General features: G+C 70.4%; 34 protein-coding genes. 15 read left to right on the plus strand and 19 right to left on the minus strand.

What is annotated here, in order from left to right; translation table 11 throughout:
* The first annotated feature begins 36 nt into the window (after positions 1–36).
* The gene (locus LCY71_RS21595; RefSeq protein WP_308444669.1) at positions 37–702 is read left to right on the plus strand and encodes a helix-turn-helix domain-containing protein; all 666 of its coding nucleotides are present in this window, start codon (positions 37–39) and stop codon (positions 700–702) included.
* Here the strand turns inward: LCY71_RS21595 and rnz are convergent.
* Positions 687–1,607 (minus strand): ribonuclease Z, encoded by a 921-nt coding sequence (rnz, locus tag LCY71_RS08605; RefSeq protein WP_225332749.1) that lies wholly within the window; start codon positions 1,605–1,607, stop codon positions 687–689. The genes LCY71_RS21595 and rnz overlap by 16 nt on opposite strands.
* Positions 1,608–1,733: 126 nt before the next feature.
* Here rnz and LCY71_RS08610 point away from each other — a divergent pair, with 126 nt between their 5' ends.
* Together LCY71_RS08610 and LCY71_RS08615 are read left to right on the plus strand one after the other, a co-directional pair.
* Positions 1,734–2,390 carry a potassium channel family protein gene (locus LCY71_RS08610; RefSeq protein WP_225332750.1) on the plus strand — a complete coding sequence of 219 codons (657 nt, stop codon included), beginning with the start codon at positions 1,734–1,736 and terminating at the stop codon, positions 2,388–2,390.
* A 279-nt stretch (positions 2,391–2,669) separates the two neighbouring features.
* Positions 2,670–3,134 carry a DUF7384 family protein gene (locus LCY71_RS08615; protein WP_225332751.1) on the plus strand — a complete coding sequence of 155 codons (465 nt, stop codon included), beginning with the start codon at positions 2,670–2,672 and terminating at the stop codon, positions 3,132–3,134.
* A gap of 12 nt (positions 3,135–3,146) precedes the next feature.
* Here LCY71_RS08615 and LCY71_RS08620 read toward each other — a convergent pair whose 3' ends face one another.
* The 10 genes from LCY71_RS08620 to LCY71_RS08665 all read right to left on the minus strand — a co-directional run bounded on the left by LCY71_RS08620 (position 3,147) and on the right by LCY71_RS08665 (position 10,635).
* A complete protein-coding gene (locus LCY71_RS08620) occupies positions 3,147–3,356 on the minus strand; it encodes a hypothetical protein (RefSeq protein ID WP_225332752.1) in 210 nt (69 codons plus the stop codon).
* A gap of 42 nt (positions 3,357–3,398) precedes the next feature.
* Positions 3,399–4,202, minus strand: a complete 804-nt coding sequence (locus tag LCY71_RS08625; protein ID WP_225332753.1) for an SDR family NAD(P)-dependent oxidoreductase — start codon at positions 4,200–4,202, stop codon at positions 3,399–3,401.
* Positions 4,199–4,849: a non-canonical purine NTP pyrophosphatase gene (locus LCY71_RS08630; protein WP_225332754.1), complete on the minus strand. Its 651-nt coding sequence runs from the start codon at positions 4,847–4,849 to the stop codon at positions 4,199–4,201. The genes LCY71_RS08625 and LCY71_RS08630 overlap by 4 nt, the downstream gene beginning before the upstream one ends.
* 119 nt (positions 4,850–4,968) lie before the next feature.
* Entirely contained in the window at positions 4,969–5,247 is a 279-nt protein-coding gene (locus tag LCY71_RS08635; RefSeq protein WP_225332755.1) for a DUF5808 domain-containing protein, read from the minus strand.
* Positions 5,248–5,387: 140 nt separating this feature from the next.
* Entirely contained in the window at positions 5,388–5,849 is a 462-nt protein-coding gene (locus tag LCY71_RS08640; protein ID WP_225332756.1) for a universal stress protein, read from the minus strand.
* 80 nt (positions 5,850–5,929) lie between these two features.
* The gene (locus LCY71_RS08645) at positions 5,930–7,594 is read right to left on the minus strand and encodes a bifunctional N(6)-L-threonylcarbamoyladenine synthase/serine/threonine protein kinase (RefSeq protein WP_225335896.1); all 1,665 of its coding nucleotides are present in this window, start codon (positions 7,592–7,594) and stop codon (positions 5,930–5,932) included.
* A gap of 159 nt (positions 7,595–7,753) precedes the next feature.
* Positions 7,754–7,888 carry a 30S ribosomal protein S27ae gene (locus tag LCY71_RS08650; protein WP_225332757.1) on the minus strand — a complete coding sequence of 45 codons (135 nt, stop codon included), beginning with the start codon at positions 7,886–7,888 and terminating at the stop codon, positions 7,754–7,756.
* Positions 7,889–8,203, minus strand: a complete 315-nt coding sequence (locus tag LCY71_RS08655) for a 30S ribosomal protein S24e (RefSeq protein WP_225332758.1) — start codon at positions 8,201–8,203, stop codon at positions 7,889–7,891.
* A 94-nt stretch (positions 8,204–8,297) separates the two neighbouring features.
* Positions 8,298–9,320, minus strand: coding sequence for an AAA family ATPase (locus LCY71_RS08660; RefSeq protein WP_225332759.1), 1,023 nt, complete (start codon positions 9,318–9,320; stop codon positions 8,298–8,300).
* A 334-nt stretch (positions 9,321–9,654) separates the two neighbouring features.
* Positions 9,655–10,635 carry an MOSC domain-containing protein gene (locus LCY71_RS08665; protein WP_225332760.1) on the minus strand — a complete coding sequence of 327 codons (981 nt, stop codon included), beginning with the start codon at positions 10,633–10,635 and terminating at the stop codon, positions 9,655–9,657.
* Positions 10,636–10,800: 165 nt separating this feature from the next.
* Here LCY71_RS08665 and LCY71_RS08670 point away from each other — a divergent pair, with 165 nt between their 5' ends.
* The 4 genes from LCY71_RS08670 (at position 10,801) to LCY71_RS08685 (ending at position 13,188) form a co-directional block, all read left to right on the plus strand.
* A complete protein-coding gene (locus LCY71_RS08670; RefSeq protein WP_225332761.1) occupies positions 10,801–11,529 on the plus strand; it encodes a sugar phosphate isomerase/epimerase family protein in 729 nt (242 codons plus the stop codon).
* A 66-nt stretch (positions 11,530–11,595) separates the two neighbouring features.
* Positions 11,596–12,420: an MBL fold metallo-hydrolase gene (locus LCY71_RS08675; RefSeq protein WP_225332762.1), complete on the plus strand. Its 825-nt coding sequence runs from the start codon at positions 11,596–11,598 to the stop codon at positions 12,418–12,420.
* 41 nt (positions 12,421–12,461) lie between these two features.
* Positions 12,462–12,911, plus strand: a complete 450-nt coding sequence (locus LCY71_RS08680) for a DUF7979 domain-containing protein (RefSeq protein ID WP_225332763.1) — start codon at positions 12,462–12,464, stop codon at positions 12,909–12,911.
* A gap of 58 nt (positions 12,912–12,969) precedes the next feature.
* Positions 12,970–13,188: a hypothetical protein gene (locus tag LCY71_RS08685; RefSeq protein ID WP_225332764.1), complete on the plus strand. Its 219-nt coding sequence runs from the start codon at positions 12,970–12,972 to the stop codon at positions 13,186–13,188.
* Between the two features lie 15 nt (positions 13,189–13,203).
* Here the strand turns inward: LCY71_RS08685 and LCY71_RS08690 are convergent, their stop codons facing one another.
* Positions 13,204–14,160 carry a DUF5787 family protein gene (locus LCY71_RS08690; RefSeq protein WP_225332765.1) on the minus strand — a complete coding sequence of 319 codons (957 nt, stop codon included), beginning with the start codon at positions 14,158–14,160 and terminating at the stop codon, positions 13,204–13,206.
* 179 nt (positions 14,161–14,339) lie between these two features.
* On the opposite strand from LCY71_RS08690, the gene LCY71_RS08695 reads away from it, so the two are divergent.
* From LCY71_RS08695 to LCY71_RS08715, 5 genes are read left to right on the plus strand one after another with little or no spacing between them, the layout of a single operon-like run.
* Complete coding sequence (locus tag LCY71_RS08695; protein ID WP_225332766.1) at positions 14,340–15,572, plus strand: translation initiation factor IF-2 subunit gamma; 1,233 nt, start codon at positions 14,340–14,342, stop codon at positions 15,570–15,572.
* Entirely contained in the window at positions 15,569–15,940 is a 372-nt protein-coding gene (locus tag LCY71_RS08700; protein WP_225332767.1) for a PIN domain-containing protein, read from the plus strand. The genes LCY71_RS08695 and LCY71_RS08700 overlap by 4 nt, the downstream gene beginning before the upstream one ends.
* A gap of 1 nt (position 15,941) precedes the next feature.
* Complete coding sequence (locus LCY71_RS08705) at positions 15,942–16,520, plus strand: DNA-directed RNA polymerase (RefSeq protein ID WP_225332768.1); 579 nt, start codon at positions 15,942–15,944, stop codon at positions 16,518–16,520.
* A complete protein-coding gene (gene spt4, locus LCY71_RS08710) occupies positions 16,517–16,717 on the plus strand; it encodes a transcription elongation factor subunit Spt4 (protein WP_373325163.1) in 201 nt (66 codons plus the stop codon). Before LCY71_RS08705 ends, spt4 begins: the two co-directional genes overlap by 4 nt.
* 1 nt (position 16,718) lies before the next feature.
* The gene (locus LCY71_RS08715) at positions 16,719–17,315 is read left to right on the plus strand and encodes a GTP-dependent dephospho-CoA kinase family protein (protein WP_225332770.1); all 597 of its coding nucleotides are present in this window, start codon (positions 16,719–16,721) and stop codon (positions 17,313–17,315) included.
* Positions 17,316–17,329: 14 nt separating this feature from the next.
* Here LCY71_RS08715 and LCY71_RS08720 read toward each other — a convergent pair whose 3' ends face one another.
* Together LCY71_RS08720 and LCY71_RS08725 are read right to left on the minus strand one after the other, a co-directional pair.
* Entirely contained in the window at positions 17,330–17,782 is a 453-nt protein-coding gene (locus LCY71_RS08720) for a DUF8071 domain-containing protein (RefSeq protein WP_225332771.1), read from the minus strand.
* A gap of 89 nt (positions 17,783–17,871) precedes the next feature.
* A complete protein-coding gene (locus LCY71_RS08725; protein WP_225332772.1) occupies positions 17,872–18,900 on the minus strand; it encodes a methyltransferase domain-containing protein in 1,029 nt (342 codons plus the stop codon).
* Positions 18,901–19,095: 195 nt separating this feature from the next.
* Between LCY71_RS08725 and LCY71_RS08730 the strand changes: the two genes are divergently transcribed.
* A complete protein-coding gene (locus tag LCY71_RS08730) occupies positions 19,096–19,656 on the plus strand; it encodes a TATA-box-binding protein (protein WP_225332773.1) in 561 nt (186 codons plus the stop codon).
* Positions 19,657–19,720: 64 nt separating this feature from the next.
* Here the strand turns inward: LCY71_RS08730 and LCY71_RS08735 are convergent, their stop codons facing one another.
* A complete protein-coding gene (locus LCY71_RS08735) occupies positions 19,721–19,861 on the minus strand; it encodes a rubrerythrin-like domain-containing protein (RefSeq protein ID WP_225332774.1) in 141 nt (46 codons plus the stop codon).
* A gap of 232 nt (positions 19,862–20,093) precedes the next feature.
* Here LCY71_RS08735 and LCY71_RS08740 point away from each other — a divergent pair, with 232 nt between their 5' ends.
* Positions 20,094–20,210: a rubrerythrin-like domain-containing protein gene (locus LCY71_RS08740; RefSeq protein ID WP_225332775.1), complete on the plus strand. Its 117-nt coding sequence runs from the start codon at positions 20,094–20,096 to the stop codon at positions 20,208–20,210.
* A gap of 32 nt (positions 20,211–20,242) precedes the next feature.
* A complete protein-coding gene (locus LCY71_RS08745; RefSeq protein WP_225332776.1) occupies positions 20,243–20,614 on the plus strand; it encodes a DUF7473 family protein in 372 nt (123 codons plus the stop codon).
* Positions 20,615–20,649: 35 nt separating this feature from the next.
* Here the strand turns inward: LCY71_RS08745 and LCY71_RS08750 are convergent, their stop codons facing one another.
* From LCY71_RS08750 to LCY71_RS08765, 4 genes are all read right to left on the minus strand, one after another.
* Complete coding sequence (locus LCY71_RS08750) at positions 20,650–21,108, minus strand: hypothetical protein (protein ID WP_225332777.1); 459 nt, start codon at positions 21,106–21,108, stop codon at positions 20,650–20,652.
* A 129-nt stretch (positions 21,109–21,237) separates the two neighbouring features.
* The gene (locus LCY71_RS08755; protein WP_225332778.1) at positions 21,238–22,644 is read right to left on the minus strand and encodes an ATP-binding protein; all 1,407 of its coding nucleotides are present in this window, start codon (positions 22,642–22,644) and stop codon (positions 21,238–21,240) included.
* Between the two features lie 177 nt (positions 22,645–22,821).
* Entirely contained in the window at positions 22,822–24,705 is a 1,884-nt protein-coding gene (locus LCY71_RS08760) for a cation:proton antiporter domain-containing protein (protein ID WP_225332779.1), read from the minus strand.
* A gap of 82 nt (positions 24,706–24,787) precedes the next feature.
* Positions 24,788–25,690 carry an MBL fold metallo-hydrolase gene (locus LCY71_RS08765; protein ID WP_225332780.1) on the minus strand — a complete coding sequence of 301 codons (903 nt, stop codon included), beginning with the start codon at positions 25,688–25,690 and terminating at the stop codon, positions 24,788–24,790.
* Between the last annotated feature and the right edge of the window lie 17 nt (positions 25,691–25,707).

Here is a 25,707-nt window from a genome sequence, read left to right on the forward strand (position 1 = left end):
CGGGGGTTTAAGTTAGATCGCTCGCTCCGCAGACGCGTGCAGCAGGTCACCTTCGCCGTCGAGTTCACTGGCGAGCGGGCGCAGCCGACCCACCGCCGGCTCATGGGCGAGACGCCCGCTTCGCGGGCCGACCTGCTGGTCTGGGGCCCGCTGGGTAGTCCGACGTCCCTGTCTTGGTTCGACGCGGGCGCCGGCGCGGTCGAGCGGTTGCTCGACGGCGTCGAGTCCGTCCGCGAGACTCGCCTCGTTCCCGGCGACGGCGGGACGTACGCCTTCGCCGAGCGGCGGGACTACGAGTTCGACCCGGCGCTGCGGGCACTGGTGGCCGACGCGGGCGTCGCGTTCGTCCCGCCGGTGACGTTCCGCGAGTCGGGACGGATGCAGTTCGAGGCCGTCGGCGACGGGACCGCGCTGGGGGAACTCCGCGCGGCGGTGCCCGACGACCTGCGTCCGAGCGTCGAGGCGGTCCGGCCGTTCCGGCGCCGCTCGTCGACGGCGCCGCTCACCGACCGCCAGCGCGAGGCCGTCGAGGCGGCGGTCGCGGCGGGCTACTACGAGGTGCCCCGGACCGGGAGCGTCGCCGACGTGGCCGCGGCGCTGGACTGCGCTCACAGCACGGCGGGCGAGCTCCTGCGGCGGGCGGAGTCGCGGCTGGTCGCCGGGTTCGTCGACGGGGACCCGCCGGCTCACTCGTCGGGGTAGGGAACCTCTATCTGCTGGCCGTCGTCGGGGACGAGGACCTCGCCGTCGAAGGTCTCGCGTGCCTCCTCGGCCAGCGGCGAGGGGTCGCCGGCGTAGCGCGTGGAGACGTGGACCAGCGCCAGTCGCTCGGCGCCGGCCTGTCGGGCGACGTCGGCGGCCTCCCGCGCGGTGGAGTGGGCGGTCGCCTTCGCCCGCTCCTTCCGGTCCTCGGCGAAGGTGGCGTCGTGGATCAGCAAATCGGCGTCCTCGCTGGCCTCGACGACGGGCCGTGTCGGCATGGTGTCGCCGGTGTAGACGAACCGCCGGCCCGGCCGCGGCGGGCCGACGACCTCCTCGGGCTGGATCGTCCGGCCGTCGTGCTCGACGGGCTCCCCGCTGTGGAGCTTCGAGTACTTCGGGCCGGGCGGAATCCCGAGCTCCTCCTCGGCCTTCCGGCGATCGAAGCGGCCCTTGCGGTCCTCCTCGACCAGCGCGTAGCCGACGGAGCGACAGCGGTGTTCGGTCTCGATAGCTCGGACCTCGTACTCGTCGCGTTCCAGCACGACGTCGCCCGGCGACACCTGGTTGATCCGGACCGGGAACGAGGGCTCGTTGCCGATGCAGGTCACGAGCTCCTCGACGTCGCTCCGCGTCCCGGCCGGCGCGTGGATGGCGACGGGTGCCTCTCGGTCGTTGAAGTCCCACGTCTGAACCAGCCCCGGCAGCCCGAGCACGTGGTCGCCGTGCGTGTGAGTGATGAACACGTGGTCGACGGCGAAGCCGGTCCCGAAGCGCATCATCTGGCGCTGGGTCCCCTCCCCGCAGTCGAACAGCAACTGGTCGCCCTCTCGGTTGACGAACACGGCGCTGGTGTTGCGCTGGGTGGTCGGCACTGCCCCGCTCGTCCCGAGGAAGGTGACGCGCATGCGTCACGGGTCTGCGGGCGACGGGTAAACCCGTGTCGGAAGGCGACGACCGCACCGGTCGTCGTCGACCCGTCCGGCACCGCCGCCGGGCCTAGTGTTTTGAGTGATGGGACCGTATCGCACGGTATGCGATTCGTCATCGTCGGGTACGGGCGCGTCGGCATCCGGACCGCTCGCATCCTGCAGAGCGAGGCCCACGAGGTCGTCGTCGTCGACGACGACCGCGAGAAAGTCGAGCGGGCGGAGGAGGAGGGATTCGAGGTCTACCACGGCGACGGGAACGACGAGTCCGTCCTCGAGCAGGCGGACCTGGAGACGGCCGACGCGATCGGCGGGCTGACGGGCGACCTGAACACGAACTTCACGGCCTGCATGATCGGCAAGGAGTACGGCTGCCGGGCCGTCCTCCGCATCGACGAGGACTACCGCGAGGAGATCTACGAGAACTACGCCGAGGACGTCGACGAGATCATCTACCCCGAGCGCCTCGGTGCGGCCGGGGCCAAGACGGCGCTGCTGGGCGGGAACTTCAACGTCCTCGCCGATCTGACCGAACGGCTCTCCGTCGCCAGCGTCACGGTTCCCGAGCACTCGCCGGTGATCGGCGAGCGCGTCATCGAGGTCGACCTGCCCGGCGACGCCCGCATCTACGCCCACGGCAAGGCACACGAAGCGATGACTATCCCGCTGCCGCGCACGACCGTCGAGGCCGGCGACAGCGTCGCCGTGATGGCCAGTCCCGAGACGCTGGACGACGTCCGAGCGGCGCTCAAGGGCGCCTGACGGACGAACGCAGAGACGCGGTGTTCGGGCGCGCGGCGAGAGGATGGGATACCGAGTGCAGTGCGCGCGCCCGTCGGAAACCGGCCCCGGGCCACACTTAAACACCCGTCAGACGCGCGTTCGACGGCCTCGTCGCCGCGCTTTTGTCCGGCTGTCCCCTCCCATCGACTATGACCTGGGCAGACCTGTTCGAGCGCGCCGAGGGGTACGAGGCGACCGTCGAGGACGTCCGGTCGGCGCTGGCGGAGCGTCGTGACGGCGATGGAAACGGAGACGCCGATGAGTGACGCCGCCCGCGTCGTCGCCGACGCCGACGTCCTCGCCGCCGACCTGCTCGTCGGCGGGGCCGCCCGGGAGGCGCTGGACCGCGTCCGCGAGCACTCCTGGGTGACGCTGATCGCCAGCGACGCTCTGCTGGACGACGCCGAGGCCACGATCGCGACGCTGGCCGACGACGAACTGGCCGGCGACTGGCGCGAGCGGATCGAGCGCGAGCGCGAGACCGTCGAGCACCCGGAGGGCGACCACCCCGGGCTGGCCTCCGCCTATCGCGGCGACGCCGCGCACCTGCTCTCCTACGACGACTCGCTCCGGTCGTCGGCGGCCGGCCTGTCGATCCAGCCCCACGCCGACCTCAGCGTCCGTCTGCCCGACGCCTTCGCCCGCCTGTTCGACGCCGCGTCGCTGTACGAGGCGACTCACGACGGCGACTACCCCGGTCCGGATCGGGACCCGCGGGAGTGATTCGCGCTCCGATTACGTGCCCGTCGACTCCCGCTCCGCCCGGAACACTCGGTACAGGACGACCGGCTGGACGACGGCGCCGACCACGGCGACGCCGATCGCCGCCAGCCTGACGGTGCGGGACTCGAGGAAGGCGAAGGCCACGAAGACGACGACGAACGCGCTTCCCACGCCCAGCAGGAGGCTCAGCTGTTTCAGTCTATAGTCGCTTAGCTCGCTCATAGTCGCCGGTTCGCCGCCGGACCGATACCGGTTTCGGCCGACTCAGCGGCCGCCGTTGACCAGCCGGCCGCCCCACCGCCGGAGCGAGCGCGGCACGACCCGCAGGAGCGCGCTCAGGGCGCGCATGCCACGCCCGGGGATCACGACCGTCTCGCCCCGACGGAGGCCGTCGTAGGCGGTCCGGGCCACGAAGTCGGGGTCGTAGGAGAGCCACCGGCCGATCGACGAGTGGTCGACGCCGGCGCGGTCGTGGAACTCGGTGTCGACCGGGCCGGGACAGACCACCGTCACGCGTACGTCGTCGTCGTCGCAGTGCTCGGCGGCCAGCGCCTCGGAGAAGCTGTTCACGTAGGCCTTGCTCGCGTAGTAGCCCGCCATGTACGGGCCGGGCGTGAACCCGGCCACGGAGCCGACGTTGAGCACGGCGCCCCGGTCGCGCCCGTCGAGGAACCGGCGGGTGAGCTCGACGGGGAGTTCCACGTTGAGCCGTAACTGCGTCCGTTCGCGGTCAAGGTCGCTCTCGGCGAACCGGCCGTGGGTCCCGACGCCGACGTTGTTGACGAGGGCCCCCGGATCGATCCCTCGCTCGTCGAGGGCGTCCCAGAGCCGCGCGGGCGCGCCGTCGGCGGCGAGGTCCATCGGGACGGCGGTGGCCTCGACCCCTGGCCGCTCCAGGTCGTCGGCCAGGTCCCGCAGCCGTTCCGCGCGGCGGGCCACGAGGACTACGTCGTAGTGGTGCCGGGCGAACTCACCGGCCAGCGACCGGCCGATGCCGGCGCTCGCGCCCGTGATCAGCGCCGGCCCCGAGACGGGCGACGCTCCACCGTCGTCCCCCGAGCCGCTCATTCGAGCCGGTCGCTCGTCTCCAGCCACTCGGCCAGTTTCGCCAGCGCCCGGCCGCGGTGGCTGACGGCGTTCTTCTCGTCGGTGTCCATCTCTGCGAAGGTGGTCCCGTCGTGCTCGAAGATGGGGTCGAACCCGAAGCCCTGGTCGCCCCGCGGTGCGACGATCTCGCCTGGAACGGCCCCCTCGAACAGCTTCACGGGCAGGTCCTCGCCGGCGACCTGCTCGTCGGTCGTCGCGGCGCCGCGCTCGTCGGCGGCGAGGTCCTGCCCTCGTCGTTCTCGGTCCACGGGCTCGGGCGTCGCCTCGAAGCCCTCGCCGTCGCAGTAGGCGATCACGGTCTTGAACGCCGCGCCGCGGTCGTCCTCCGGTTCGGTCATCCGCCAGACGCGCTCGACGCCGACGGTGTCCTCGACGTAGGAGGAGTAGGGACCGGGGAAGCCGTCGAAGGCGTCGACGAACAGGCCGGCGTCGTCGACGATGACCGGGTCACCGGTCGCCCGGTAGGCCTGGCGGGCGCCGTGGGCGGCCACCTCGCCGAGCGTGTCTGCCTGCACCTCGGTGTAGTCGAAGTCGAACTGCTCGACCTCGCCCAGGTACTCCTCGGCCTCGGCGGCCTTCCCGGGGTTGGTCGTGACGAACGTGAGCATACCACCGCTCGGGCGAGGGCGGGAAAATAGCCGTCGGTTCTCTCGAACCAGTCGCCGTTCAGTCCCGGTACGACGGCCTGCAGTCGGGCGGTCGACCAGAAACAGCGACGGCGGTCCTGTCAATCGACGACGACTTCGACCGGTTCGCCGTCGTCGTCGCGGTCGCCCTCGGCACCGCCGCCGCTGCCCTGCTCGAGCCACAGCATGGCGCCGGCCACCGCGAGCACGACCCAGGAGCGCCAGTTGGCGAGGTTCAGCGTGTAGCCGATGCCGAAGGGCTTCTCGACGAGCATGTTGTCGCCGGGCTGCCAGTAGGAAGAGAGGAGCCGGCGGATGCTCGGTCGCTCGAAGTTGTACGGCACGCCGAATAGCTCGCCTGACTGCGGTCGATCAGCCATGCGGGTATATAGGGCAGGGTTCGTTAAGTCGTTTTTCCTCCGGTCAGCCCCCGTAACGACCGTGACGGCCGTGACGGCCGCGGCGACGCCTCGACGGCGCCGATCACGCGCGACAGCGGGCCGCTTCCCCGTGGATTCGCCTACTCCAGCAGCGACGTGACGGGCCCGTCGAAGTTGAGGACGATCGACTGCGCGCGGTCGCCGAAGACGGCCTTGCCCGTCGGCGAACGCTTGCGCCCGGCGACGAACACGTGGTCGACGTTCCGCTCGCCGGCAGTCTCGAGGATGCGGTCGGACTCGTTCTCGGCCTCGCCGACGCGTCCGGGGACGACCTCGTAGTCCAGGTCCAGGTCCCCGACCGTCTCGCCGATGATCTCCTCCGCGTCCTGGCGGGCCCGGTCGAGGACCACGCTGTCGTCGTAGCTCGTCTGCTCCCCGCGCTCGACGGCGTCCAGCGCGTCGCGCTTCTCACCGAACTCCTCCGGCGTCAGCAGCGTCAGCACGTGCAGCTTGGCGTCGACCCCGGATGCGAGTTCGGCCGCCTCTTCGAGGAGGCGGCGGCCCTGTTCGTCCTGGTCGAGGACGACGAGTGCTCGTTCCATATCGGATACTCCGCGAGCGCGTACTTAATAGTTCACTGGTACGTCGTCGCTCGGTTACTCACTGGTACGTCGTCGCTCGGTTACTGGTAGCGGCCGCGCCCCTCCACCTCGCGGAGGCGGTCGAGCACGGCGTCGGCCCGTTCGCTCTCGGCGCGATAGGCGTCCTCGGCGGCGTCCCACAGCGGTCCGGGGTCGTCGGCCGTCCCCGTCAGCGACTGGGCGAACACGTGGAGGTCCATCGCGTGGTCCTCCTCGTCGCGGGTGTAGTAGCCGAGGCCGAAGTCGATGAGGAACGTTCGCGGGTCGTTCGCTGCACGTACTCTGACGTTCCGCGTCGTCGGATCGCCGTGGACGAACCCGGCGTCGTGGATGCGGGCGAGGTACCGGCCGACGTCCCGGACGGCGTCCACCGAGAGGCGGTCCCGCAGCTCGGCCTCGCCGACGTACTGGAACTCGATGCGGGCCTCGTGCGGGTCCACGTCGTAGACCACCGGCGTCGGGACGCCGTGGCGGCGCGCCTCGCTGGTGAGACGGGCCTCACTGCGGGTCCGCTCTGTCCGGAGGCGCTCGTCCAGCTCTGGGTGACGGTAGGTCCGCGGTAGTCGCCGCTTGATCACCCGGTCGCCCTCTATTTCCACTGCGGCCTCGGCCCCCTGAACCGGCTGCCCGTCGGTCGCTTCCACGCGCTCGAACCGGCGCGCCGCACCGACGGCCTCGCCGGTGCGCCACGTGACGTCCACCTCGTCGGGCCGGAAGTCGGGGTCGACGGCCGACTCCGCGACCGGAGTCGCGTCCCCGGCGGCGTACATCTTCGCGCCGAGAACGGCGATCATGCCGGCGTTGTCCCGCAGGAACCGGGCCTCCGGCGCGAAGAAGTCGGCCCCGCGCTCCTCGCACATCTCCGCCAGCATCCCCCGGAGGCGGTCGTTCTGGCCGACGCCGCCGCCGAGGACGAGCTCGTCCGCGCCGGTCAGCGCCAGCGCCCGCTCGGAAACCTCCGTCAGCATGGCGAAGACGGTCTCCTCCAGGCCGCGGCAGACGTCCTCGACGGGCGTTCCCCGGTCGGAGGCCTGCTTCGCCGCGGACATGATCCCCGAGAACGAGAAGTCCATCCCCTTGACGACGTAGGGCAGCTCGACGTACTCGCCCTCTCTGGCGTGCTCCTCGACCTTCGGGCCGCCGGGGTGGGACCAGCCGACGTGTCGGGTGAACTTGTCGATGGCGTTGCCGACGCCGGTGTCCATCGTCTCCCCGAGCACGCGGTAGCGCCCGTTGCGATAGCCCAGCAGGTGCGCGTTCGCGCCGGAGGCGTTCAGGCAGACCGGCGCGTCGAACCCGGCGTAGTGGCGGCCCACCTCCAGGTGAGCGACCATGTGGTTGACGCCCACGAGGGACACGTCGAACCGCTGGGCGACGGCGCGGGCCGCCGTGCCGACGATGCGCAGGCACGGGCCCAGCCCGGGTCCGCGGGAGAATGCTACCGCGTCGATCGGATTCGCGGGGTCCTCGCCGGCCTCCTCGGCACGCTCCTCGGCGTGCTCGATCGCCGTCTCGACGACTTCGGGAATCGCCTCGCCCATGTGCTCGGCGGCCTCGCGCGGGTGGATGCCGCCGCTCTCGGGCTGGTAGGGATCGCTCTCGATGAAGACGCGCTCGTCGTCGGTGGCGCTGCTCGTTGGATCGTTCGTCTCGTATACGGCCGCACTCGCAGCCCACGCGGTCCCCTCGATGCCGAGCACGCGCAGGCGGTCCTCCGACGGCGCCGAGTCGCTCATCTGGTTGCCACAGGGTCGGGCACCGAACGAAAAGACCACTTCGGTCTCCGCGGCGGCCGACGAGCGGGTCGTAGCAGCCGCTGTCGAGTCTCGAGCGCGTCGAAAACGAGCGCGACGGATCGCGCTACGCTACTTCCACTCGGTATAACCGCACTTGCCGCAGTGCTGGCGGTCGTCGTGGTCCGCCAGGAAGCTGTCGCCACAGCGGGGACACTGCTCCTTGGTCGCGTCGCCGTCGTCGTCGTAGTACTCGTTGCGGGCCATCTATGCCTCCTCCGCCTCCTCTTCGGCGTCGCCGTCGGCGACGATCTTGTTGCGCTCGAGCATGTGGTCCTGCTCGACGTCGCGGGCCTGGTCGGCGTCGTCGTAGACCTTGGCGTGACCGACGGTCTTGCGCATGCCGAACTTCGTGTCGAGTTCCCGGACGACGACTTCGCCGGCGTCCTTGTTCAGCTTGGCGGCGAGCGAGTCGCGCACGGAGAGACGAGAGGGAGTCGCGTCCTCGTGAGAGACCTCGAACCGGACGTCCGTCCGGTGCAACATGGGATTCTCGTCCTCCGCGATGATGTCGATTTCCATAGTTCGTTGTCCCTATATACCCCGTGAGCGGCGTAAAAGGATTTCGAAGGCCGGAACGCCGGTCCACGGCGTCTCGCTGGCGTCCGCCTGTGATTCACTCACGGTCTCCTGCGATTTCGCCCAGCTCTGCGAGCAAGTGCGAGACGTGCAAACGGTCGTTCGTCCCCTCCACCAGGTCGGCGTCGATCTCGCCGGCCAGGCGGTGTATCTCGGCGACGACGTCGCCGGAGTACTTCGAGCGGACGACCGCCAGCACGTCCTCCAGCACGTCGACGCCGCTGTGACCCTCGTCGACGAGCAGGTTGTCCAGCGTCGAGCGGGCGTCGGTGAACTCGCCGGCCGCGGCGGCCTCGACCATCGTCTCGACCTGGTCGTCGGCCTCGACCTCGTTGAGCGCCTCGTAGGCGGCGTTCATGGTGATCTCGCCCTGCTGCTCGTAGGTGGTCTGGGCGCCCAGCGTGGCCGTCCGGAGGTCGCCGTCGGCGTAGCCCGCGACGTACTCCAGGCCCTCCGCCTCGTAGTCGACGCCCTCGCGCTCGACGATGCGCTCCAGTGCACCGACCGTCTCGGCGTGGGTGGGCGCCCGCATCACGATCGGGAAGCAGCGCGACCGGATCGGCGCGATCAGCGCCGAGGGCTGGCGCGTGGCGATGACGAACTGCGTCGCCTCGTAGTACTGCTCCATCACGCGGCGCAGCGCCTGCTGGAAGTCCTCGCGCATCCCCTCGGCGTTGTCCAGCAGGATCGTCTTGTACGACCCCGACATCGGCGTGTAGCTGGCGGACTCCTTGAGGACGTGGTTGATCAGGTCCGCCTTGGACGACTCCCGCCGGCGCTTGCTGTCGATGAAGGATCGGAAGCGCGGGTCCTGCGAGATCTCCTTCTTCGTCATGTCGAAGACGTCGGCGACGTTGATCTCGATGAGGTCCGCGTCCGGGTTCTCGTGGGTCGCCTCGGCCAGCGCCCGCACCGCGGCGGTCTTGCCGCTCCCCTTCGGCCCGTGGACGATCAGGTTCATCGGCTCCTCGACCGCCCGCTGCAGGTGCTCCCGGGCCTGTTCCTGGGGGATATCCGCCAGCGACGGGGCGTGTTCCTCCGTCCACAGCGGCGGTTCCATTGGTGCTGTCTTTCGCGCCGGCGGGTATCAATCCCGCGGAAGCGTCTCGGAGTGGCGTCGACATCTGGTTGAGCTGTTGAGACGGTCGAGAACCAGACAGCCCCAGCGTACTCCGCCACCGGAAGACTCGCTCCGCTCACGAGACTCCCGCGGCCCGCTGCGCGCTTCGTCACTCACTGCGTTCGTTCCTGCAGTGCTTACTTCGCCGGGGTTCGCGGAGCGCGCTGCCCCTTTCAGTCCCGCCCAGACTGGATTGACCAGCCGGCATGGGCGGGGCTTTCCGGTCGTTCTACTCCACGAGGACGTCAGCGAACGCCAGTCGGGATACTGATCCCTACTCCGGCCGCGTCTCCAGAATCTCGACGGGATCGCCCGCTTCGACCTGCGCCCCGGCGGAGCCGTCGGGGACGCGGGTGTTGACCATGAGCCGGTAGTCGTGGTCGAAGCGGTCGCAGTCGGTCCACTCGGGGCGGGTCTCCCGCCGGCGCTGGACGAAGGTCTCCCGGAAGTCTGGGGTCTCCGCGCCGGTGTCGGGGTCGCGGCCGGGGACGACGCAGCGCTGGCAGGGGTGGATCCCCTTGACGACGCCGTCGCCGACGCGGAACGCCACCGCCTCGCCCTCGTCGACGAAAAGCCGGTCCTCCCAGAACGGCGGGACGCCGCCGATCTCCAGGTTGGCGCGGAAGCGCCGCCGGGCGGAGTCGAGGTCGACGTCGAACCACGCCGCCACCTCGCGGAGCGTCGCGGTGGAGACCACGGTCGGGCCGTGGCGCTGGCGGTCGTCCTGCTGGCCGGTGCCGTTCCAGCGGACGCTGACGGGGCGGCCGAAGTGGTCCGAGAGCCAGTCGTTCAGTTCCGCGTGGATCGAGCGCTCGCGCTCGGCGTCGATCGGCCTGCCCGCGTCGCCATCGTCGGTGCCTCCGCCGCTCCCGTCGGCCCACCCGTCGTAGAGCGGGAACCGGCGGGCGGCGTCCGCCGCTTCGCCGTTGCGGCGGAGCGTTACCGCTGGACCGCCCTCCGACCGCGGGTGGAACGTCGACCGAATGCGATGGACGGCGTCGGTCTTCTTGCCGTTGACGTAGTCGCCGGTGCCGGTCACGGCGGCGGCGTCCGGATCGTACGGCTCGCCGGCGGGGCGGTCGAGCATCGCCCACTCTCGGTCCCCATCGAGGGCACCGGCGGTAACCAGCGTCGCCGTCTCGCGGTCCTCGGGATCCAGCGACTTCACGGGGAATCGCTGGACGTGCGCGAGGTGCGGGTCGGCGGCGGCGGGATCCAGGACGTCGTGGTCGGCGTGCAACGCCTGCTCCTGCATGGTCTCGGGGTCGCGAGCCGGTCGAAAAAGGCTGCCGCTCGCCGAGAGGACCACCCCCGCGCCGGCGTCGGCCCGGGTGGCCGCAGTCCCCCAGTTCCACGTCGACCGCAGTACACATTTCCGCGACGTGAACGCCTTTCCGGCCCGGTATGCGGTAGGGAAACGATGACACGCAGTGCGATCCAGCTGTACACGCTCCGGAACGTCGACCGACCGTTTACCGAGGTACTCGAACTCGTTGCCGACGCCGGCTTCGACGGCGTCGAGTTCGCGTACCGCGTGCCCGACGCGGATGTCGACGCGGTCGTCGCCACGCTCGAGGAGACCGGCCTCTCGGTCGCCGGCGCCCACGTGGGCATCGACGACCTCGAGGACGACTTCGAGGACACCGTCGCGCTATACGAGGCGCTGGGCGTGGAGAACGTCGTGATCCCCTGGCTCGACGCCGAACACTTCGAGTCGCGGGAGGCCGCCTCGGCGGCCGCGGAGCGCCTCGAAGCGCTCGCCGACCGCCTCGCCGACCGCGGGATGACGCTCCACTACCACAACCACGACCACGAGTACGTCGACCTGGACGGCGAGACGGGCTTCGACGCCTTCGTCGACGCGACCGACTTCGGTATCGAACTCGACCTGGGACTCGCGCTACACGCGGGCGACGACCCCGTGGCGCGCCTCCGGCCGCTGGGCGACCGCTCGGAACTGATTCACCTGAAGGACTTCGACCGCGACGCCGGGGAGTCCGTCCCGGTCGGCGAGGGCGACCTGGACCTGGACGGCGTCGCCGACGCGGCAGCGACGAACGACAGCGACTGGATCGTCTACGAGTACGAGGGCGAGGACCCGGTCGAGACGCTCGAGGCGGCCGCTGACACTGTCCGCGACCTCTGCTGACGGGGAATCAGTCGTGCGCGCCCCGGACCGCGGCCTTTAGCACGGGCCGGCCCCGAGGGGCCACCGATGGAGGTCACCCTGCTGGGCACGGGCGATACGACCGGGACGCCGACGCCGAACTGCGACTGCGACACCTGCGAGCGCGCCCGCGAGGAGGGCGTCGAGCGGACGCGCTTCTCCGTCCACGTCCGCAACGGGCGCACCGGCGAGGTCCTGCTCGTCGACGCGAGCCCGGACTTCCGCCGCCAGTTCCTCCGCGAGGACGTCGCGCTGCCGGACGCCGCGGTGATCACGCACGTCCACTTCGACCACCTCGACGGCCTCGGCAACGCCTACCGGCTGGTCGACGACCTGCCCGTTTACGCCGCCGACGAGACCGACCCCGCGCTGGGCCACAGCGTCGCCGAGCACGTGGCCGACCGCTACGACTACCTCGACGAGGTGACCGTCCGCGGCCGCACCCCGTTCGAGCCCTTCGAGGCCGCCGGTTTCGAGGTGACGCTGGTCCCGTCGGTCCACCCGCCGCTCGTCTGCTACGGCCTCCGCGTGGAGGACCCCGAGACCGGCGCGTCGCTTTCCATCTCCGGGGACACGACCTACGGCATCGGTCAGGACTCCCGGGACGTCCTCCGGGACGCGGACCTGGCGCTGGTCGAGGGCATCGTCCACCCGGGGCTGTGCGAGCACCACCCCGCCGGCGGAGACCACTACGACGAGGGCGGCGTCCCGCGGACTTTCGGTACCAAGCACATGACGCTGACCGGCGCGCGGGCGCTGGCCGACGACGTCGACGCCGACGCGTACCGCATCGTCCACGCCGCTCACTTCGTCCCGCCGGAGCAGGCCTTCGCCGACGACGTCGCCGTGGACGGTGAACGCTTCGTATTGTAGGAGGAAAGACATTTCACGAAGCGCAGTTAACTGCCCAGTCGATGACAGACGGTCCCACGGTCCCTGCCTTCCTCCTGATCGTCACGGGCGTCGCCGTGGCGGTCGGCGGGTTCGCCCACTTCGCGCCGGGGCAGGTCGGGTACCACCACGCCGTCGAACCGGTCGACGACGTGCCGCCCGACGCCCGCGTCATCGCTTACGACGACCTCTCGCCCGAGGCCCAGTCCGTCGTCGAGGCGGCCGTCGAGGGGGACGGCGAGGTGACCGTGGGCGCCGACGCCAGGCCGTCGGAGTGGTCCTACGGGACCGACGTCGCCGAGTCGCGGATCGTCCGCTACATGGGGGTCCACTACGCCGTCGCGACCACGCGCCCGCGCCACCCCGGACTGGCGTGGTTCGGCGGCGTCGCCTCGCTCGTGGTCGGTCTGGCCGTCGCCGTCCCCGGGCTCTGGCTGTACCGGACGAGCGGTGCCAGCGCTGAACTGGTGTGAGCAGTGCGCGCCGCTCGCAGCCACAGCGTATATGCCCGCCGGCGACGACCGCCCGCGCATGGACCGACGCGAGGCGTTGGAGGCGGGCGGGGCAGCGCTCGCCTGCATGGTCGCCGCTACCGGCACGTTCTACGCCGTCGCCGGGGTCGTCGACTGGGCGCTGGTGCTGGGAATCGGCGTGTCCGCCGCCATCGCCGCGGCCGCGAACTACCGGGCGCGGGTGGGCCATGCGGAGCAGGTCGCCGACGAGGCGCCGGCGTCTCCGATCGAAGACTGAGAACGCGCTGACCGCTCATCTCCACCGATCCAGTCCGGCCTGCCGCCGCGCGCGCCCGTCGGGATTCGGCTCCCAGGGCGTCCGCTCGGCGCGCAGGCCATCGACGTCGACGTCGGCCGGATCGCTCGCCTCGTATCCCTCGCAGTCCGCACCGCACTCGTCGCTCGCCCGCACGGAGCGGCCCTTCCACTCGCAGTGGGGCAGGCCGTCGCCGTCGGGCGCGCAGCGCGCGCAGGGCGGCTGGTCGAAGGTCCGCCAGCCCTTGCCGTAGGCCCGCTCGGCCAGCCGCCGTCGGGCGCGCGCCTTCCGCTCGGCCGAGATCACGCGCACGTCAGTCCGGCCGGGGTACTCCTCGATTATCTCGACTCCGGGCTCGTCGACGGCGAGGGATTCGGCCTCGCGAAGCACCTCGCGCTCGCCGGTCTCGGGGTCGAACCGCCAGACGCCGACCTCGTCGGGGACGCGGTTGCGGTGGGCGCCGGTGACGTGCGAGGCGGTGGCCAGCACGACGCGGTCGGCCAGGCCCAGCGCGACGTCGGTCCGGAGCTGCCGTTCGAGGTCGCCGGGTCGGCCGAGGTCGGGCTTGTTCTCGACGGCGACGAGGTCGCCGAACCACTCGTCGGGGTAGCGGGTCGACTGGCGGACGTAGGTGCGCCCGCCGCGGCGCTCGCGCTCGAAGAAGCCGCGCTCGCAGGCGGCCTCCATCGCGCGCTCCGCGCGCTCGGGGTGGCAGTCGAAGGCGTCTTTCCAGTAGCGGGCCCGGCCGGGGCCGACGTCTGCCTCGATCGCCGCGGCCGGGATCGGCTCGGGCGTGATCGCGGCCCGCCCGTCGAAGTCGGGGCCGGGCTCGACCAGCAGGACGTCGACGACGCGGCGGCCGTGGACGGCGGCGCCGAGCTGGCGGCTCAGGACGGCCTCTCGATCGCCCTCCAGCCGGGCGCACAGCGACAGCTCGAACGCGAACTCGCGCACGTCGTGGGGGAAGCGGCCAAGGGACAAAAGCGGCGCGGCGTGCGGTAGAGCGGACGCGCGGCGGCGCTCCGCCCCCTGGGCCGCCCGAGACGGCCCGAGAGCGCCCGACGACGCCGCGAGGCAGGAACAGTAGGTTTATCAGGCGCACGGGGCGAAAATCTACCAAGATTACTCTCGAGATGACATCGCACAACCAACCGGAGGTGAACATCGGGCTCGTCGGCCACGTCGACCACGGGAAGACCACGCTGGTCCAGGCCCTGTCGGGCGACTGGACGGACCAGCACTCCGAGGAGATGAAACGCGGCATCTCCATCCGTCTCGGCTACGCGGACGCCACGTTCCGTCGCTGTCCCGAGGCAGAGGAACCGGAGGCGTTCACGGTCGAGGAGACCTGCGGCGAGCACGACGTCGACACCGACGTGCTGCGGACGGTGTCGTTCGTCGACGCGCCCGGCCACGAGACGCTGATGGCGACGATGCTGTCCGGCGCCTCGATCATGGACGGCGCCGTCCTCGTGGTCTCGGCCTCCGAGCCGGTGCCCCAGGCCCAGACCGAAGAGCATCTGATGGCACTGGACATCATCGGCATCGACAACATCGTGATCGCCCAGAACAAGGTCGACCTGGTCGACCAGGAACGGGCCCGCGAGAACTACCAGCAGATCCAGGAGTTCGTCGAGGGGACCGTCGCCGAGGACGCGCCGATCGTCCCGGTCAGTGCCCAGCAGGGCGTCAACATGGACCTCCTGATCGACGCCATCGAGCGGGAGATCCCCACGCCCGACCGGGACCCCGAGGCCGACCCCGAGATGCTCGTCGCCCGCAGCTTCGACATCAACCGTCCGGGCACGACCTGGGAGGACCTCCAGGGCGGCGTGCTGGGCGGATCGCTCACGCAGGGCGTCCTCGAGGCCGACGACGAGATCGAACTCCGCCCCGGCCGCGAGGTCGAGGAGGGCGGCCAGAGCGAGTGGCGCCCCGTCACGACCACCGTCAGGTCGCTGCAGGCCGGCGGCGAGTTCGTCGACGAGGCGACCCCCGGCGGCCTGCTCGGCGTCGGCACCGGCCTCGACCCCTCGATCACGAAGGGCGACGCCCTGGCCGGCCAGGTCGCCGGCCCGCCGGGCACGCTCCCGCCGGTCCACCAGCAGTTCGAGATGGACGTCGAACTGCTCGAGCGGATCGTCGGCGAGGACGGCGGCGAGGTCGAGGAGATCTCCACCGGCGAACCCCTGATGCTGACGATCGGTACCGCGACGACGGTCGGGTCGGTTACCTCCGCGCGCGGCGGCGAGTGCGAGGTCGCGCTCAAGCGGCCGGTCTGCGCCCGCGAGGGTGCCAAGATCGCCATCAACCGGCGCGTCGGCGCCCGCTGGCGGCTCATCGGCGTCGGCACGCTGCGGGGATGATCGTCCTGGACACGAACGCGCTCATGATGCCCGTCGAATGCGACGTCCGCGTGTTCGAGGAACTCCAGCGGCTGGGGTTCTCGGACTACGTGATTCCATCGGCCGTCGAGGCCGAACTCGAGAAGCTCGCCGACGGTGCGGGGGAGGAAGCCGTCGCCGCGAGCGTCGGTCTGGATCTCGCGGATCGCTGTGCCGTCCGGGAGACCGCAGCCGACTACGCGGACGACGCCGTCCTGGAACTGGCGACGGGCACCGACGTCTCCCACGCCGTCACGAACGACCAGCCCCTCAGAGACCGCCTGCTGGATCGTGGCGTTCCAGTAATTGGTTTAAGGGGCCAGAACAAACTCGCCACCACTCAACCATAGCATGTACAAACGGGTACGACTTCGCGACACGGTCGAGGTGCCGCCGGAGCACCTCGCTGACGTGACGCCTGATCTCGTCAAGAAGCTACTGCAGGACAAACTCGAGGGCCGCATGGACGAGGACGTCGGCTCCGTCGTGAGCGTCATCGACGTCCACGACATCGGCGAGGGCGCCGTCCTCCCCGGGGAGGAGGGCGTCTACTTCGACGCCGAGTTCGACGCGCTGACCTTCGACCCCAAGATGCAGGAGGTCGTCGACGGCGAGGTCGTCGAGGTGGTCAACTTCGGCGCCTTCGTGGGCATCGGCCCCGTCGACGGGCTGTTGCACGTCTCGCAGATCTCCGACGAGTACCTCGCCTACGACGAGGAGGGCCAGCAGCTGGCCTCCCGGGAGTCCAACCGGACCCTGGGGGTCGGCGACGCGGTCCGCACGCGCATCGTGACCAAGAGCATCGACGAGCGCAACCCCCGCGACTCGAAGATCGGCCTCACGGCCAAGCAGGTCGGCCTCGGCAAGCACGGCTGGCTCCAGGAGGAGCGCGAGCGGCGCCAGGCCCAGGCGGAAGCCGGTGATACCTGATGGCGAACCGACTGGTCTGTCGCGACTGTCACCGCGTGCAGGACGCTGACGAGGAGGAGGCCTGCGTCGCCTGCGGGTCGACCTCGCTGACGGAGGACTGGGCCGGCTACGTCGTCATCGCCCATCCCGAGGAGTCGGAGATCGCCAGCGAGATGGAAGTCACCGAACCGGGCCAGTACGCGCTGAAAGTCCGCTAACGTGTCCGACGTCGTCCTGGAACTGCCGGGGGAGCTCCGCTCCGAGCTGAAGGCGCCCTTCGGTCCGATCTACACCGACGCCGACGCGCTGCTCGCTGACGCCGGCGAGCCCCTCGTCGCCGTCGGCGACATCGTCACCTACCACCTGCTGGAGGCGGGCCGCGTCCCGTCGGTCGCGTTCGTCGACGAGCGGACCAAGCGGGCAGACGTCGATCCGGAGGTCCGCGAGGCCATCGAGGCCCGGCGGAGCGGAACGAGCGCGAGCGCGGGAGACGACAGGCAAGAGCCGTTCGGCTTCGAGCGCGAGCGAACCGTCGACAACCCGCCGGCGACGCTGACCGCCGACCTGCTCGCGGCGCTCGCCGACGGACTGGCCGAGGGCGACAGGACGCTGATCCGCGTCGACGGCGAGGAGGACCTCGCGACGCTGCCGGCGGTGCTCGCCGTCCCCGAGGGCGGCAGCGTCGTCTACGGCCAGCCCGACGAGGGCATGGTACTCGTCACCGTCGACGCGGAGATCCGCGAGCGCGTCCGGTCGATCGTCGAGCGGATGGACGGGGAGCCGGGCCGCGCGACGGCGATTCTCGACGGATCCTGAGTTCCTATCGGGCGTCAGACCGGTAGCGGCGTCTCGCGCCGCGGCGGCGCCACCGCCCGGAGACCGGCTCCGAGGAGGAAGCCGAGCCCGCCGAAGAGGCCCCCGTACAGGAACGCCATCTCGAGGGGAAACGTGGCCGAGTAGTGGAGCTCGATCGGCGCCGTCGCGTGGTTGACCGCCCAGCCGGCGACCGGGCCGCCGGCCAGGAGCAGCGTCGGTACCAGACCGGCGTCGACGGCCGCGCTCGCGACCGCGAGGCCGACGAGCGCGCCGCCGAAGAGGTAGAACGCGGCGCCCAGCGACCCGTCGTAGGTCGGGAGCGCCTGCTCGATCTCCAGGTACGCGTTCGTCGCCGCCACCCAGCGAGCACTGGCAATTGTCGCCAGCGCGGCGGCGACCACTGCCGGAATCGCCCGCGAGGGGCGGCCGACGAGTAGCGAACGGACGTCTGTTGCGTTCGGTAGCATGCGTGTGACGCGTAGACAGGATGGGAGAAAAGCCTATAGAACGGTCAAACAGCGGTTTCATCGACCGGTCTGACAGCAGTGCGCCGGACTCACCTGAGCACGTGCACGTGCCTGACCAGCGACCGGTGGACCCGGCGCTCGAAGCGGGACTCGACCGTCCAGCCCGCCGCTTCGGCGGCCTCGGTCCAGTTGCGGTCGGCCACGAGGACGCCCCGCGGCGCGACCCTGGCGGCCTCCGCGAGCGCGCCGGCGACGACGTCTGCCAGGTCCCCCTCGATGCGGGACTGGCGACCGTAGGGGGCGTCGAAGACGACGGCGTCGGCCGCGCCGTCGCGCAGCGGGAGGGCGGTGGCGTCGGCCCGCGCGACGTGGAAGTCGTCCACGTACGCGTCGAGGTTCTCGCGTGACCCGCGGACCATCTTCCACTGGGCGTCGGTGCCGACGACGCTGGCGCCGACGAGGCCCGCCTCGACGAGGACGCCGCCGGTGCCGCACATCGGGTCGACGACGCGGCGGCCCTCGCGCGCGCCGGCCACGTTGACCAGCGCGCGGGCCTCCATCGGGTCCATGCTGCCGGGCTGGAAGAAGGGTCGCTCGGTGGGGGCCGGCGCGAAGTCCCGGCGGGTCTCGGCGGCGAGCCAGCCCAGGGCGCAGATGCCGTCGGCGTCGTCGGGGACGTCGCTGGCGTCGCGGACGTCGTCGACCGCGTCCGCTCCGGTGTTCGGGGCGTCGCCCGCGGCGAACAGCGCGCGCAGCTCGTGGTCGGGATCGTCGAGGTCCACGTCGAAGCCGCGGTCGACCAGGACGCTCCCGAGTTCGCGCTCGACGCGCTGGGTGTCGACACCGGCCGTCGAGCGGACGTCGACGGCTCGCACCGCGACGGTGCCCGCGCGGTCGACGGCGGCGGCGTCGAGCGCCGCGCGCGCGCTCGCGACGTCGGAGTCGCAGGTGGCGACGAGTTCGCTCGCGCGGTGGACGTACGCGAGCCGCGGGAACCGCTCCGAGAGGCCGCGTGCCGTCGCCAGACCCGATGCCAGCGCGGTCACGTCGCTGGCGGCGCTCTCGGCTTCCCGGACCGCGAAGGCGTCGTCCTGACCGGCAAGTTCGAGGACGTACACACCCGTGGTGGGGGTGTCGAGGGGTTTCAGCGTGCCGGTGGCCGACGGCGAGACCCCCGTTCGGCCGGCGGCGACCGCCGGGCGCTCCGGCCCCCTCGATCGACGGACGCCGGCGGTGCGACGCCACAGTTTGCCGACCTGTCAGCACGTGCCATCAACCTTTATAAACCTTAAATACGTGCTTTAAGTCGAGACATGGTTGACCCCAAGGAGACAATTAATATCGAAAACGTCGTCGCCTCGACCGGCATCGGCCAGGAACTCGATCTGCAGAGCGTGGCCATGGACCTGGAGGGGGCCGACTACGATCCCGAGCAGTTCCCCGGACTCGTCTACCGCACGCAGGACCCGAAGTCTGCCGCTCTCATCTTCCGCTCCGGCAAGATCGTCTGCACGGGTGCCAAGAGCACCGACGACGTCCACGAGAGCCTGCGGATCGTCTTCGACAAGCTCCGCGATCTGAACATCCAGGTCGACGAGGATCCTGAAATCGTCGTCCAGAACATCGTCACCTCCGCCGACCTGGGGCGGACGCTCAACCTCAACGCCATCGCCATCGGGCTGGGGCTGGAGAACATCGAGTACGAACCCGAGCAGTTCCCCGGACTCGTCTACCGGCTCGACGAGCCGGACGTCGTCGCGCTGCTGTTCGGCTCGGGCAAGCTGGTCATCACGGGCGGGAAGAAGCCCGAGGACGCCGAGGAGGCCGTCGACAAGATCGTCTCCCGGCTCGAGGACCTGGGCCTGCTGGAGTAGTTCCCGGGCGTCCACGCCTCGTCTCTGTTCGACCGTACAGCGCCGCTGCGGGCTCCCCGGCCGTCTAGAGGTCCCGCGAGTCCGTCAGGTTCCTGACTTCCCCGCCGCAGTCCGGGCACACCCGATCGCTCGGCGAGGTGACGCGGGTGCCGCAGCCGACACATTCGAACTCCTCTGACGCCGGACCGTCGACGTTCGATCGCATATCCGATCCGCCGTTCACTGTTCTTCCTGTCAACTTCGGTCCTTGTACACGAAGTACTGTATTATCGAACGATCGTCCACACGACTGCCCTCGTGCGATTCCGGCCTGCGACGCTTTTGAGGGCCGCCGGAGCCGTTCCCGACGCGACTGACGATTTCTGAAATACGGGTGGGAATCTGGACGAACGTGGGAGTTAGATACAGGTAACCCGCCCTCGTATTGGGTGATGACGATGATCGAGTACGAATGCCGGAACTGCGGTGGCGTGACCGAGCGGGGACCGCTGTCGGTGACCTGTCCCAGGTGCGGCGGCCCGCTGCGGCGGCGCGCCGGCGGTGCAGAAGGATAACGGACAAATCGGGGGCCGTCGAAGGCCCGGCCATGGTCGCGCCCCTGCAGGCCGGGCTTCCGGGCCCCGGACTCGTCGCCCTCGTCGTCACGGCGCTGGTCACCTGGCTGTTCTACGCCGTCACGCTCCACCTGGCGGCCACATTCTTCATCGGCGACGTACCGACTCAGCCGGCCGCCGCCGCCGCGGTAGCCCCGGCCGTCGTCTCCCTGCTGCTCCAGCAGTACGCCGGCAGCGGGCTCCTGATCCTCGTGTCCGTCGTGGCGACGGTAGCGGTGGACTTCGCCGCCGTGAGCTACGCGTACCGGCTCGAGTGGCGCTCGACGGCCCCGCTGGTTGCGCTGCATGTCGCGTTCGCGACGATTCTGGGGTACGCGCTGAACAACATCTTCGGGTTCGTCTAGGGCCGGGGGACTGGACGGCGTCGAGCGCGACTCTGTCACCGACGCGCCAGCGCGAGACCGGCGAACGCGACGACCGCCAGCCGTACGCCGACGGCGACGCCGGAGCCGGCCGTCACCGCGACGCCGACGAGCGGGTTCTGGCGGGCGCCGAGGGCGAACACCGCGGCGGCGCTCCCGGCGACGAAGGCGGTCGCGGCCGTCGCGCCGGCCACTGCGGCCGCCCGCACGTCGCCGTCCGGATCGCCGCTGTGCTTCCCCGCCCGGTAGGCGACGCCGAACAGTACTCCGTAGGTGAGGGCGAAGGCGGCGAACCGGCCGCCCAGAGTAGCCTGCGTGAGAACCTGTGGCGACGCCGCGTCCGGGGCGATCTCCAGCACGAGGGGAGAGACGCGCCGCGTGACGCTCGTCGCGAGCGCCACGAGGCCGGCGACGGCCGCGAGACCCGGTATCGGGGCGGTGGTTCCGGCCGACGCACCGTCGGACGGGGCCGTCACACGTATCGCCTCCCGGCGGCGCTGAGAGCGACGCGTCTGGCAGCTATCTGGACGAGGACCATGTGCACCCGCTCAGGTGGGCGCGAAATGAACGTTCCGGCCGGAGAGCTGACGGCCCCGCCGGCCTGGTCAGTGGTCGTGGTCGTGTCCACCGTCGGGCGTCCCGCCCGACGAGGGTCGGCTCGCGCCGCTCGCCTCACCACCGTCGGAGGCGGCCTCCGAGTCGCCCGCGCCGGAGATGTCGCCGCCGGCGACCAGCGCGTCGTGGTCGCCCTCGATCATGTCCATGTTCTTGAGGTTGTCCCGCTCCTCGAAGTCGGCGACGGCGTCCCGGAGGTCCTGCTGGGTGAGCGTGGTCCGCTCCTCGGTCAGGGCGTCGAGCACGGCCTCCCGGAGCACCAGCCGGAGGTCGGAGCCGGTCAGCCCCTCAGTGATCTCGGCCAGTTCCTGGGGCTCGAAGTCGACGATGTCCATCTCCTGGGTGACGACGCGGAGGATGTCCGCGCGCATGTTCCGGTCGGGCTTGGGGAAGTTGACGATCTCGTCGAAGCGGCGCCAGACGGCGGCGTCCAGCTGATCGGGGTGGTTGGTGGCGCCGATCAGGAGCACGTCGTCCTGAATCAGGCTGACCTCGTCGATGGACTTCAGCAGGGTGTTGACGGCGCGCTTGATCGCGGCGTGCTCGTCGGACGAGCGGGTCTTCGCGACGAAGTCGAACTCGTCCATGAAGAGGATGCAGGGCGAGAGCCGCTTGGCCACCTCGAAGGTCTTCTCGACGTTCTTGGCCGTCTCGCCGAGGTACTGCGAGGTGATCATCGACAGCTTCACCTCGACGAACGGGAGGTCGAGGTCGTGGGCCAGCGCGCGGGCGACGCTGGTCTTGCCAGTGCCCGGCGGGCCGACGAACAGGAGCTTGCCGATCTCCCGCAGGCCGATGTCGGCGAGGTAGTCGCGGTGCTCGATGGCCTTGACGATCTTGTGGATCTCGGCCTCCTGGTCGGCCGTGAGGACGAGGTGGTCCATCGTCATCTCGACCTCCTCGGGGGCGCGCACGTCGACGAGGTCGAGCATGCCCTCCTCCTCTTCCTCCTCGTCGAAGGCCTCGTTCAGCAGCGAGTCGATCAGCGCGCGGTCGGCCCGCGCCGGCCGGTTGCGCTCGCGGGCGAGTTCGTAGTCGACGTCCTCGAACTCGTCCCCGTACTCGGCGGCCAGCGCAGGGTTGTCCATCAGGCGATCGGCGTCGGTCCGCTTGAGATACCACTCCTCGGCCATGTCCCGATCGGTGAACTGCAGCGTGCCGGAGAAGTCGTCGCGGTCCGTGAACATCAGCCCCGAGATGGCCTCCCAGGGGCGTTCGAGGCCCGTCGCCTCGGTCGCCGCCGACGCGGTCGGCGACAGCGGCCGCTCGATCTCTCCGTCGCTCCAGAACGCCGCCCGGTAGGCCGGCGGCAGGTCGTCGGGGTCGAGCTCGCGACGCTCGGAGTACACCTGCGTCGTGAGCAGAAACTCGACGACTGCTAGCTCCGGATCACTCATCCCCACATGTGTACTCCCGCAAACGGGATAAGTGACTCGAAGCGTTTCCCGGGACGGAGGCTGCGTGGATTTCCGTCTGCGACCCCGTCCGCAGCCGCCGGTCCCGGTCGACGAGGCCACTCCGTTCCGCGCCGCGGTCGCTCCTCCGAAGGGCGACGCGGCTCCGGCCCGCCGCAGTCAGTCGTTCTCCGGGTTGATCATGGCCATCCCGTCGCGGACGGACTGGCGGCGTCCCAGCAGCGTCACCGTGTCGCCGAGTTCGAGCATCATGTCGGCGGTGGGGACCTCCGTCTGGCCGTCACGGGTGACCAGCGCGACGATGCACGCGTCGGGCAGCTGCGGCCCGAGTTCGCTGATCGGGACGCCGGCCACTTCCGCGTTGGTGACCTCGATCTCCTGGACGTCGCCGGTCCGCCCGACGTCCGTCATCCAGTTGGCGATGGCGGGGCGCTCGATCTGGTTGTCGATGGCCCAGGCCGTCGCCATCGCCGAGGAGATGGTGCTGACGCCGAGGTCCTCGAACGCCTCGACGTTGTCGGGGTTATTCGCCCGGGCGATGATGCGCTCGATGTCGAACTTGGAGTTCGCGAGCTGGGCGACCAGGAGGTTCGCGTCGTCGTCGCCGGTCGCGGCGGCGACGACCTTGGCGTTCTCGGCACCGGCCGACTGCAACACCTCGGTGTCGGTGCCGTCCCCGTGGTGAACGGTGAAGCCCGCGTTGCGGGCGCTCTCTACCACGTCCTCACGCTCTTCGACGATGACGACGTTCTCTCCGCGGTCCTCGAGGCGTTCGGCGAGCGCGCGGCCCACCTTCCCGCCTCCAACGATTATCGTTCGCATTGGTATCACGTCCAGTCGTTCGGCAACGTATCGCGCCAGGCCGCCCTGGAAGACGGCTGTCAGCAGGATCGCGAGGAAGACAGTCCCGAGCAGGATGTTCGCGTGCTCGACCAGTATCGGTTCGTTCAGCTCCTCGGCGGCGGCCTGCAGTTCGACCGCGAACAGCGTCGCGACCGACGCCGGGATGATCCCGCGCGGGCCCATGAAGCTCATGAACGCCCGCTCCTGACGGGTGAACCGGTCACCGACGGTCGAGAGGAAGACGAGAATCGGCCGGAGCACCAGTGCCATCACGGCGACGACGACCAGTCCCGGGATGCCGACCTCGCGGAGAGCCGCGACGTCGAGCAGCGCCGCCAGCGCGATGAAGACGAACGAGAGGACGATCAGGGTGATGTCTCCCTTGAAGTCCTCGATGTCGTCCTCGTAGGGGATGTCGGCGTTCCCGAGCAGGAACCCGGCGACCGCGGCGGCGGCGACGCCGGCCTCGGTGGCCTGTGAGTTCGCCACCGCGTAGGCGACCAGCGCGCCGGCGAACGCCAGTAGCCGGGCGTTGCGCGGGGCGTCGCCCGGCGAGAGGTCGACGTAGCGAAGTAGGTAGTAGACGATAGCCGCCACCATGACGCCGACGAGCAGTCCGACGCCCATCCGCCTGAGGAAGGCGGACACGAACCCCTCGGCGACGGCCTCCGGGTTGACGGTCTTGAAGAAGACGATGGCCATGACCGCCGCGGTGACGTCGTTGACGATGCCTTCCGTCTCCAGCGCGGCGGCGACCCGGTCGCGGACCGGGACGACCGCGAGGATCGGCGTGACCACGGTCGGGCCCGTCGCGACCAGCAGCGCACCGATCGTAAACGAGAGGTTCCACGTGACGTCGAACGCGAACCGGACAGTGACCGCCGTCCCGACGAGCGCGATGACGGCCCCCAGGGTCACCAGGCGGATCGCCGCGGCCGGCGCCTCGCGGATGCGCTCGACCCGCAGGTGGAAGGCCCCCTCGAAGACGATGATCGCGACCGCGAGACCGACGATGGTCTGGAGGCCGACGATCCCGAAGGTGTCGACGGTCACTATCTCCAGTCCGGGTTCTCCCAGAACCAGGCCGGCGGCGATGTAGAAGATGATGCTCGGCGTCCGCAGTCGGGTGGCGACGATCTGCGCCAGAACGCCGATGGCAATGATCCCGGCCACGAGCAACAACAGACTGGTCTCCGCCATCGCGTAGTCCGTAGACCCCCTCCCCAAAAAAGGGCCCCCTCTGCGATCCGTCCGAGCGACACACCGCCCGGTCGCCGCCCGCTCACCCCTCGTCGAGGTAGCGCAGGACTCCGCGGACGTTCAGGGCAACCTCAGCGCGGCCCTTGCGCTCGCCCCAGGCGTCGGGCGTCTCGACCGTCTCCTCGAAGTGCTCGAAGACGTCCTCGTCGTCGTCGAACTCGGTGTGCTTGGCGGTGACGGCTTCGACCCACTCCGTCAGGACGGACTCGTACTCGTCCAGGCGGTCGTCGGTCCGCGCGGGCCCGAAGTGGCCGTACAGCAGCCACTCCGGGTCCATCTCCCGGAGGTCGTGGACGTCGGCCAGCGCCCGGTCGAGGTCGAAGTCCGGCGGCGGGCTCGTCGGGTGCAGCTCGTCGACCGAGGGCGCGTAGATGCCGGCCGCGTCGGCCGTGAAGACGGCGTCCATCCAGGGGGCCTCGAAGACGACCTGGTGGGGCGCGTGGCCCGGCGCGCGGTGGACCACCAGCTCGCGGTCGCCCAGATCGATCCGGTCGCCGTCCTCGAGTTCGACGATGCGGTCCTCGGGGACGGGTCGGGGTTCGGTGTAGAACTCGATCTGGTCGCCCACGGCGGCCTCCGTGCCCTCCCAGAGCCGCGACGGGTCCGCGAGGTGCGGGGCACCGATCCCGTGGACGTACACCGTGGCGTTCGGGCACGCGTCGACGAGAAAGCCCGCGCCGCCGGCGTGGTCGAGGTGGACATGGGTCACCGCCAGCACCTCGATATCGGCCGGATCGAGGCCGACCTCGTCCAGCGCCGCCAGCACGCGCTCGTGGTCGGTCCCGATACCGGTGTCCACGAGCGCCGGCCGCTCGGCGTCGATCACGTACACCGATCCGTACTCCGGGACGTCGTACATTCCGGTGTCGACGTAGTGGAGGTCCGGATCGACTTCCTCGGCCTGGTACACGTCGCCGATTCCCATGTCCCCGGAGAGGGCGG

This window comes from Halomicrobium urmianum (assembly GCF_020217425.1).
Lineage (GTDB): Archaea > Halobacteriota > Halobacteria > Halobacteriales > Haloarculaceae > Halomicrobium > Halomicrobium urmianum.

What these genes read in the sequence shown, in the direction of transcription:
- LCY71_RS08670 (WP_225332761.1), top strand. Translation starts at nt 10,801, where the DNA reads ATGACACGCAGTGCGATCCAGCTGTACACGCTCCGGAACGTCGACCGA.
- LCY71_RS08735 (WP_225332774.1), bottom strand. Translation starts at nt 19,861, where the DNA reads ATGCGATCGAACGTCGACGGTCCGGCGTCAGAGGAGTTCGAATGTGTC.
- LCY71_RS08705 (WP_225332768.1), top strand. Translation starts at nt 15,942, where the DNA reads ATGTACAAACGGGTACGACTTCGCGACACGGTCGAGGTGCCGCCGGAG.
- LCY71_RS08680 (WP_225332763.1), top strand. Translation starts at nt 12,462, where the DNA reads ATGACAGACGGTCCCACGGTCCCTGCCTTCCTCCTGATCGTCACGGGC.
- LCY71_RS08745 (WP_225332776.1), top strand. Translation starts at nt 20,243, where the DNA reads ATGGTCGCGCCCCTGCAGGCCGGGCTTCCGGGCCCCGGACTCGTCGCC.
- LCY71_RS08760 (WP_225332779.1), bottom strand. Translation starts at nt 24,705, where the DNA reads ATGGCGGAGACCAGTCTGTTGTTGCTCGTGGCCGGGATCATTGCCATC.
- LCY71_RS08640 (WP_225332756.1), bottom strand. Translation starts at nt 5,849, where the DNA reads ATGGAACGAGCACTCGTCGTCCTCGACCAGGACGAACAGGGCCGCCGC.
- LCY71_RS08730 (WP_225332773.1), top strand. Translation starts at nt 19,096, where the DNA reads ATGGTTGACCCCAAGGAGACAATTAATATCGAAAACGTCGTCGCCTCG.
- LCY71_RS08615 (WP_225332751.1), top strand. Translation starts at nt 2,670, where the DNA reads ATGAGTGACGCCGCCCGCGTCGTCGCCGACGCCGACGTCCTCGCCGCC.
- LCY71_RS08630 (WP_225332754.1), bottom strand. Translation starts at nt 4,849, where the DNA reads ATGCTCACGTTCGTCACGACCAACCCCGGGAAGGCCGCCGAGGCCGAG.
- LCY71_RS08635 (WP_225332755.1), bottom strand. Translation starts at nt 5,247, where the DNA reads ATGGCTGATCGACCGCAGTCAGGCGAGCTATTCGGCGTGCCGTACAAC.
- LCY71_RS08675 (WP_225332762.1), top strand. Translation starts at nt 11,596, where the DNA reads ATGGAGGTCACCCTGCTGGGCACGGGCGATACGACCGGGACGCCGACG.
- LCY71_RS08665 (WP_225332760.1), bottom strand. Translation starts at nt 10,635, where the DNA reads ATGCAGGAGCAGGCGTTGCACGCCGACCACGACGTCCTGGATCCCGCC.
- LCY71_RS08655 (WP_225332758.1), bottom strand. Translation starts at nt 8,203, where the DNA reads ATGGAAATCGACATCATCGCGGAGGACGAGAATCCCATGTTGCACCGG.
- LCY71_RS08700 (WP_225332767.1), top strand. Translation starts at nt 15,569, where the DNA reads ATGATCGTCCTGGACACGAACGCGCTCATGATGCCCGTCGAATGCGAC.
- LCY71_RS08740 (WP_225332775.1), top strand. Translation starts at nt 20,094, where the DNA reads ATGATCGAGTACGAATGCCGGAACTGCGGTGGCGTGACCGAGCGGGGA.
- LCY71_RS08755 (WP_225332778.1), bottom strand. Translation starts at nt 22,644, where the DNA reads ATGAGTGATCCGGAGCTAGCAGTCGTCGAGTTTCTGCTCACGACGCAG.
- LCY71_RS08650 (WP_225332757.1), bottom strand. Translation starts at nt 7,888, where the DNA reads ATGGCCCGCAACGAGTACTACGACGACGACGGCGACGCGACCAAGGAG.
- LCY71_RS08620 (WP_225332752.1), bottom strand. Translation starts at nt 3,356, where the DNA reads ATGAGCGAGCTAAGCGACTATAGACTGAAACAGCTGAGCCTCCTGCTG.
- LCY71_RS08610 (WP_225332750.1), top strand. Translation starts at nt 1,734, where the DNA reads ATGCGATTCGTCATCGTCGGGTACGGGCGCGTCGGCATCCGGACCGCT.
- LCY71_RS08720 (WP_225332771.1), bottom strand. Translation starts at nt 17,782, where the DNA reads ATGCTACCGAACGCAACAGACGTCCGTTCGCTACTCGTCGGCCGCCCC.
- rnz (WP_225332749.1), bottom strand. Translation starts at nt 1,607, where the DNA reads ATGCGCGTCACCTTCCTCGGGACGAGCGGGGCAGTGCCGACCACCCAG.
- LCY71_RS08625 (WP_225332753.1), bottom strand. Translation starts at nt 4,202, where the DNA reads ATGAGCGGCTCGGGGGACGACGGTGGAGCGTCGCCCGTCTCGGGGCCG.
- LCY71_RS08660 (WP_225332759.1), bottom strand. Translation starts at nt 9,320, where the DNA reads ATGGAACCGCCGCTGTGGACGGAGGAACACGCCCCGTCGCTGGCGGAT.
- LCY71_RS08695 (WP_225332766.1), top strand. Translation starts at nt 14,340, where the DNA reads ATGACATCGCACAACCAACCGGAGGTGAACATCGGGCTCGTCGGCCAC.
- LCY71_RS08765 (WP_225332780.1), bottom strand. Translation starts at nt 25,690, where the DNA reads ATGGGAATCGGCGACGTGTACCAGGCCGAGGAAGTCGATCCGGACCTC.
- LCY71_RS08685 (WP_225332764.1), top strand. Translation starts at nt 12,970, where the DNA reads ATGGACCGACGCGAGGCGTTGGAGGCGGGCGGGGCAGCGCTCGCCTGC.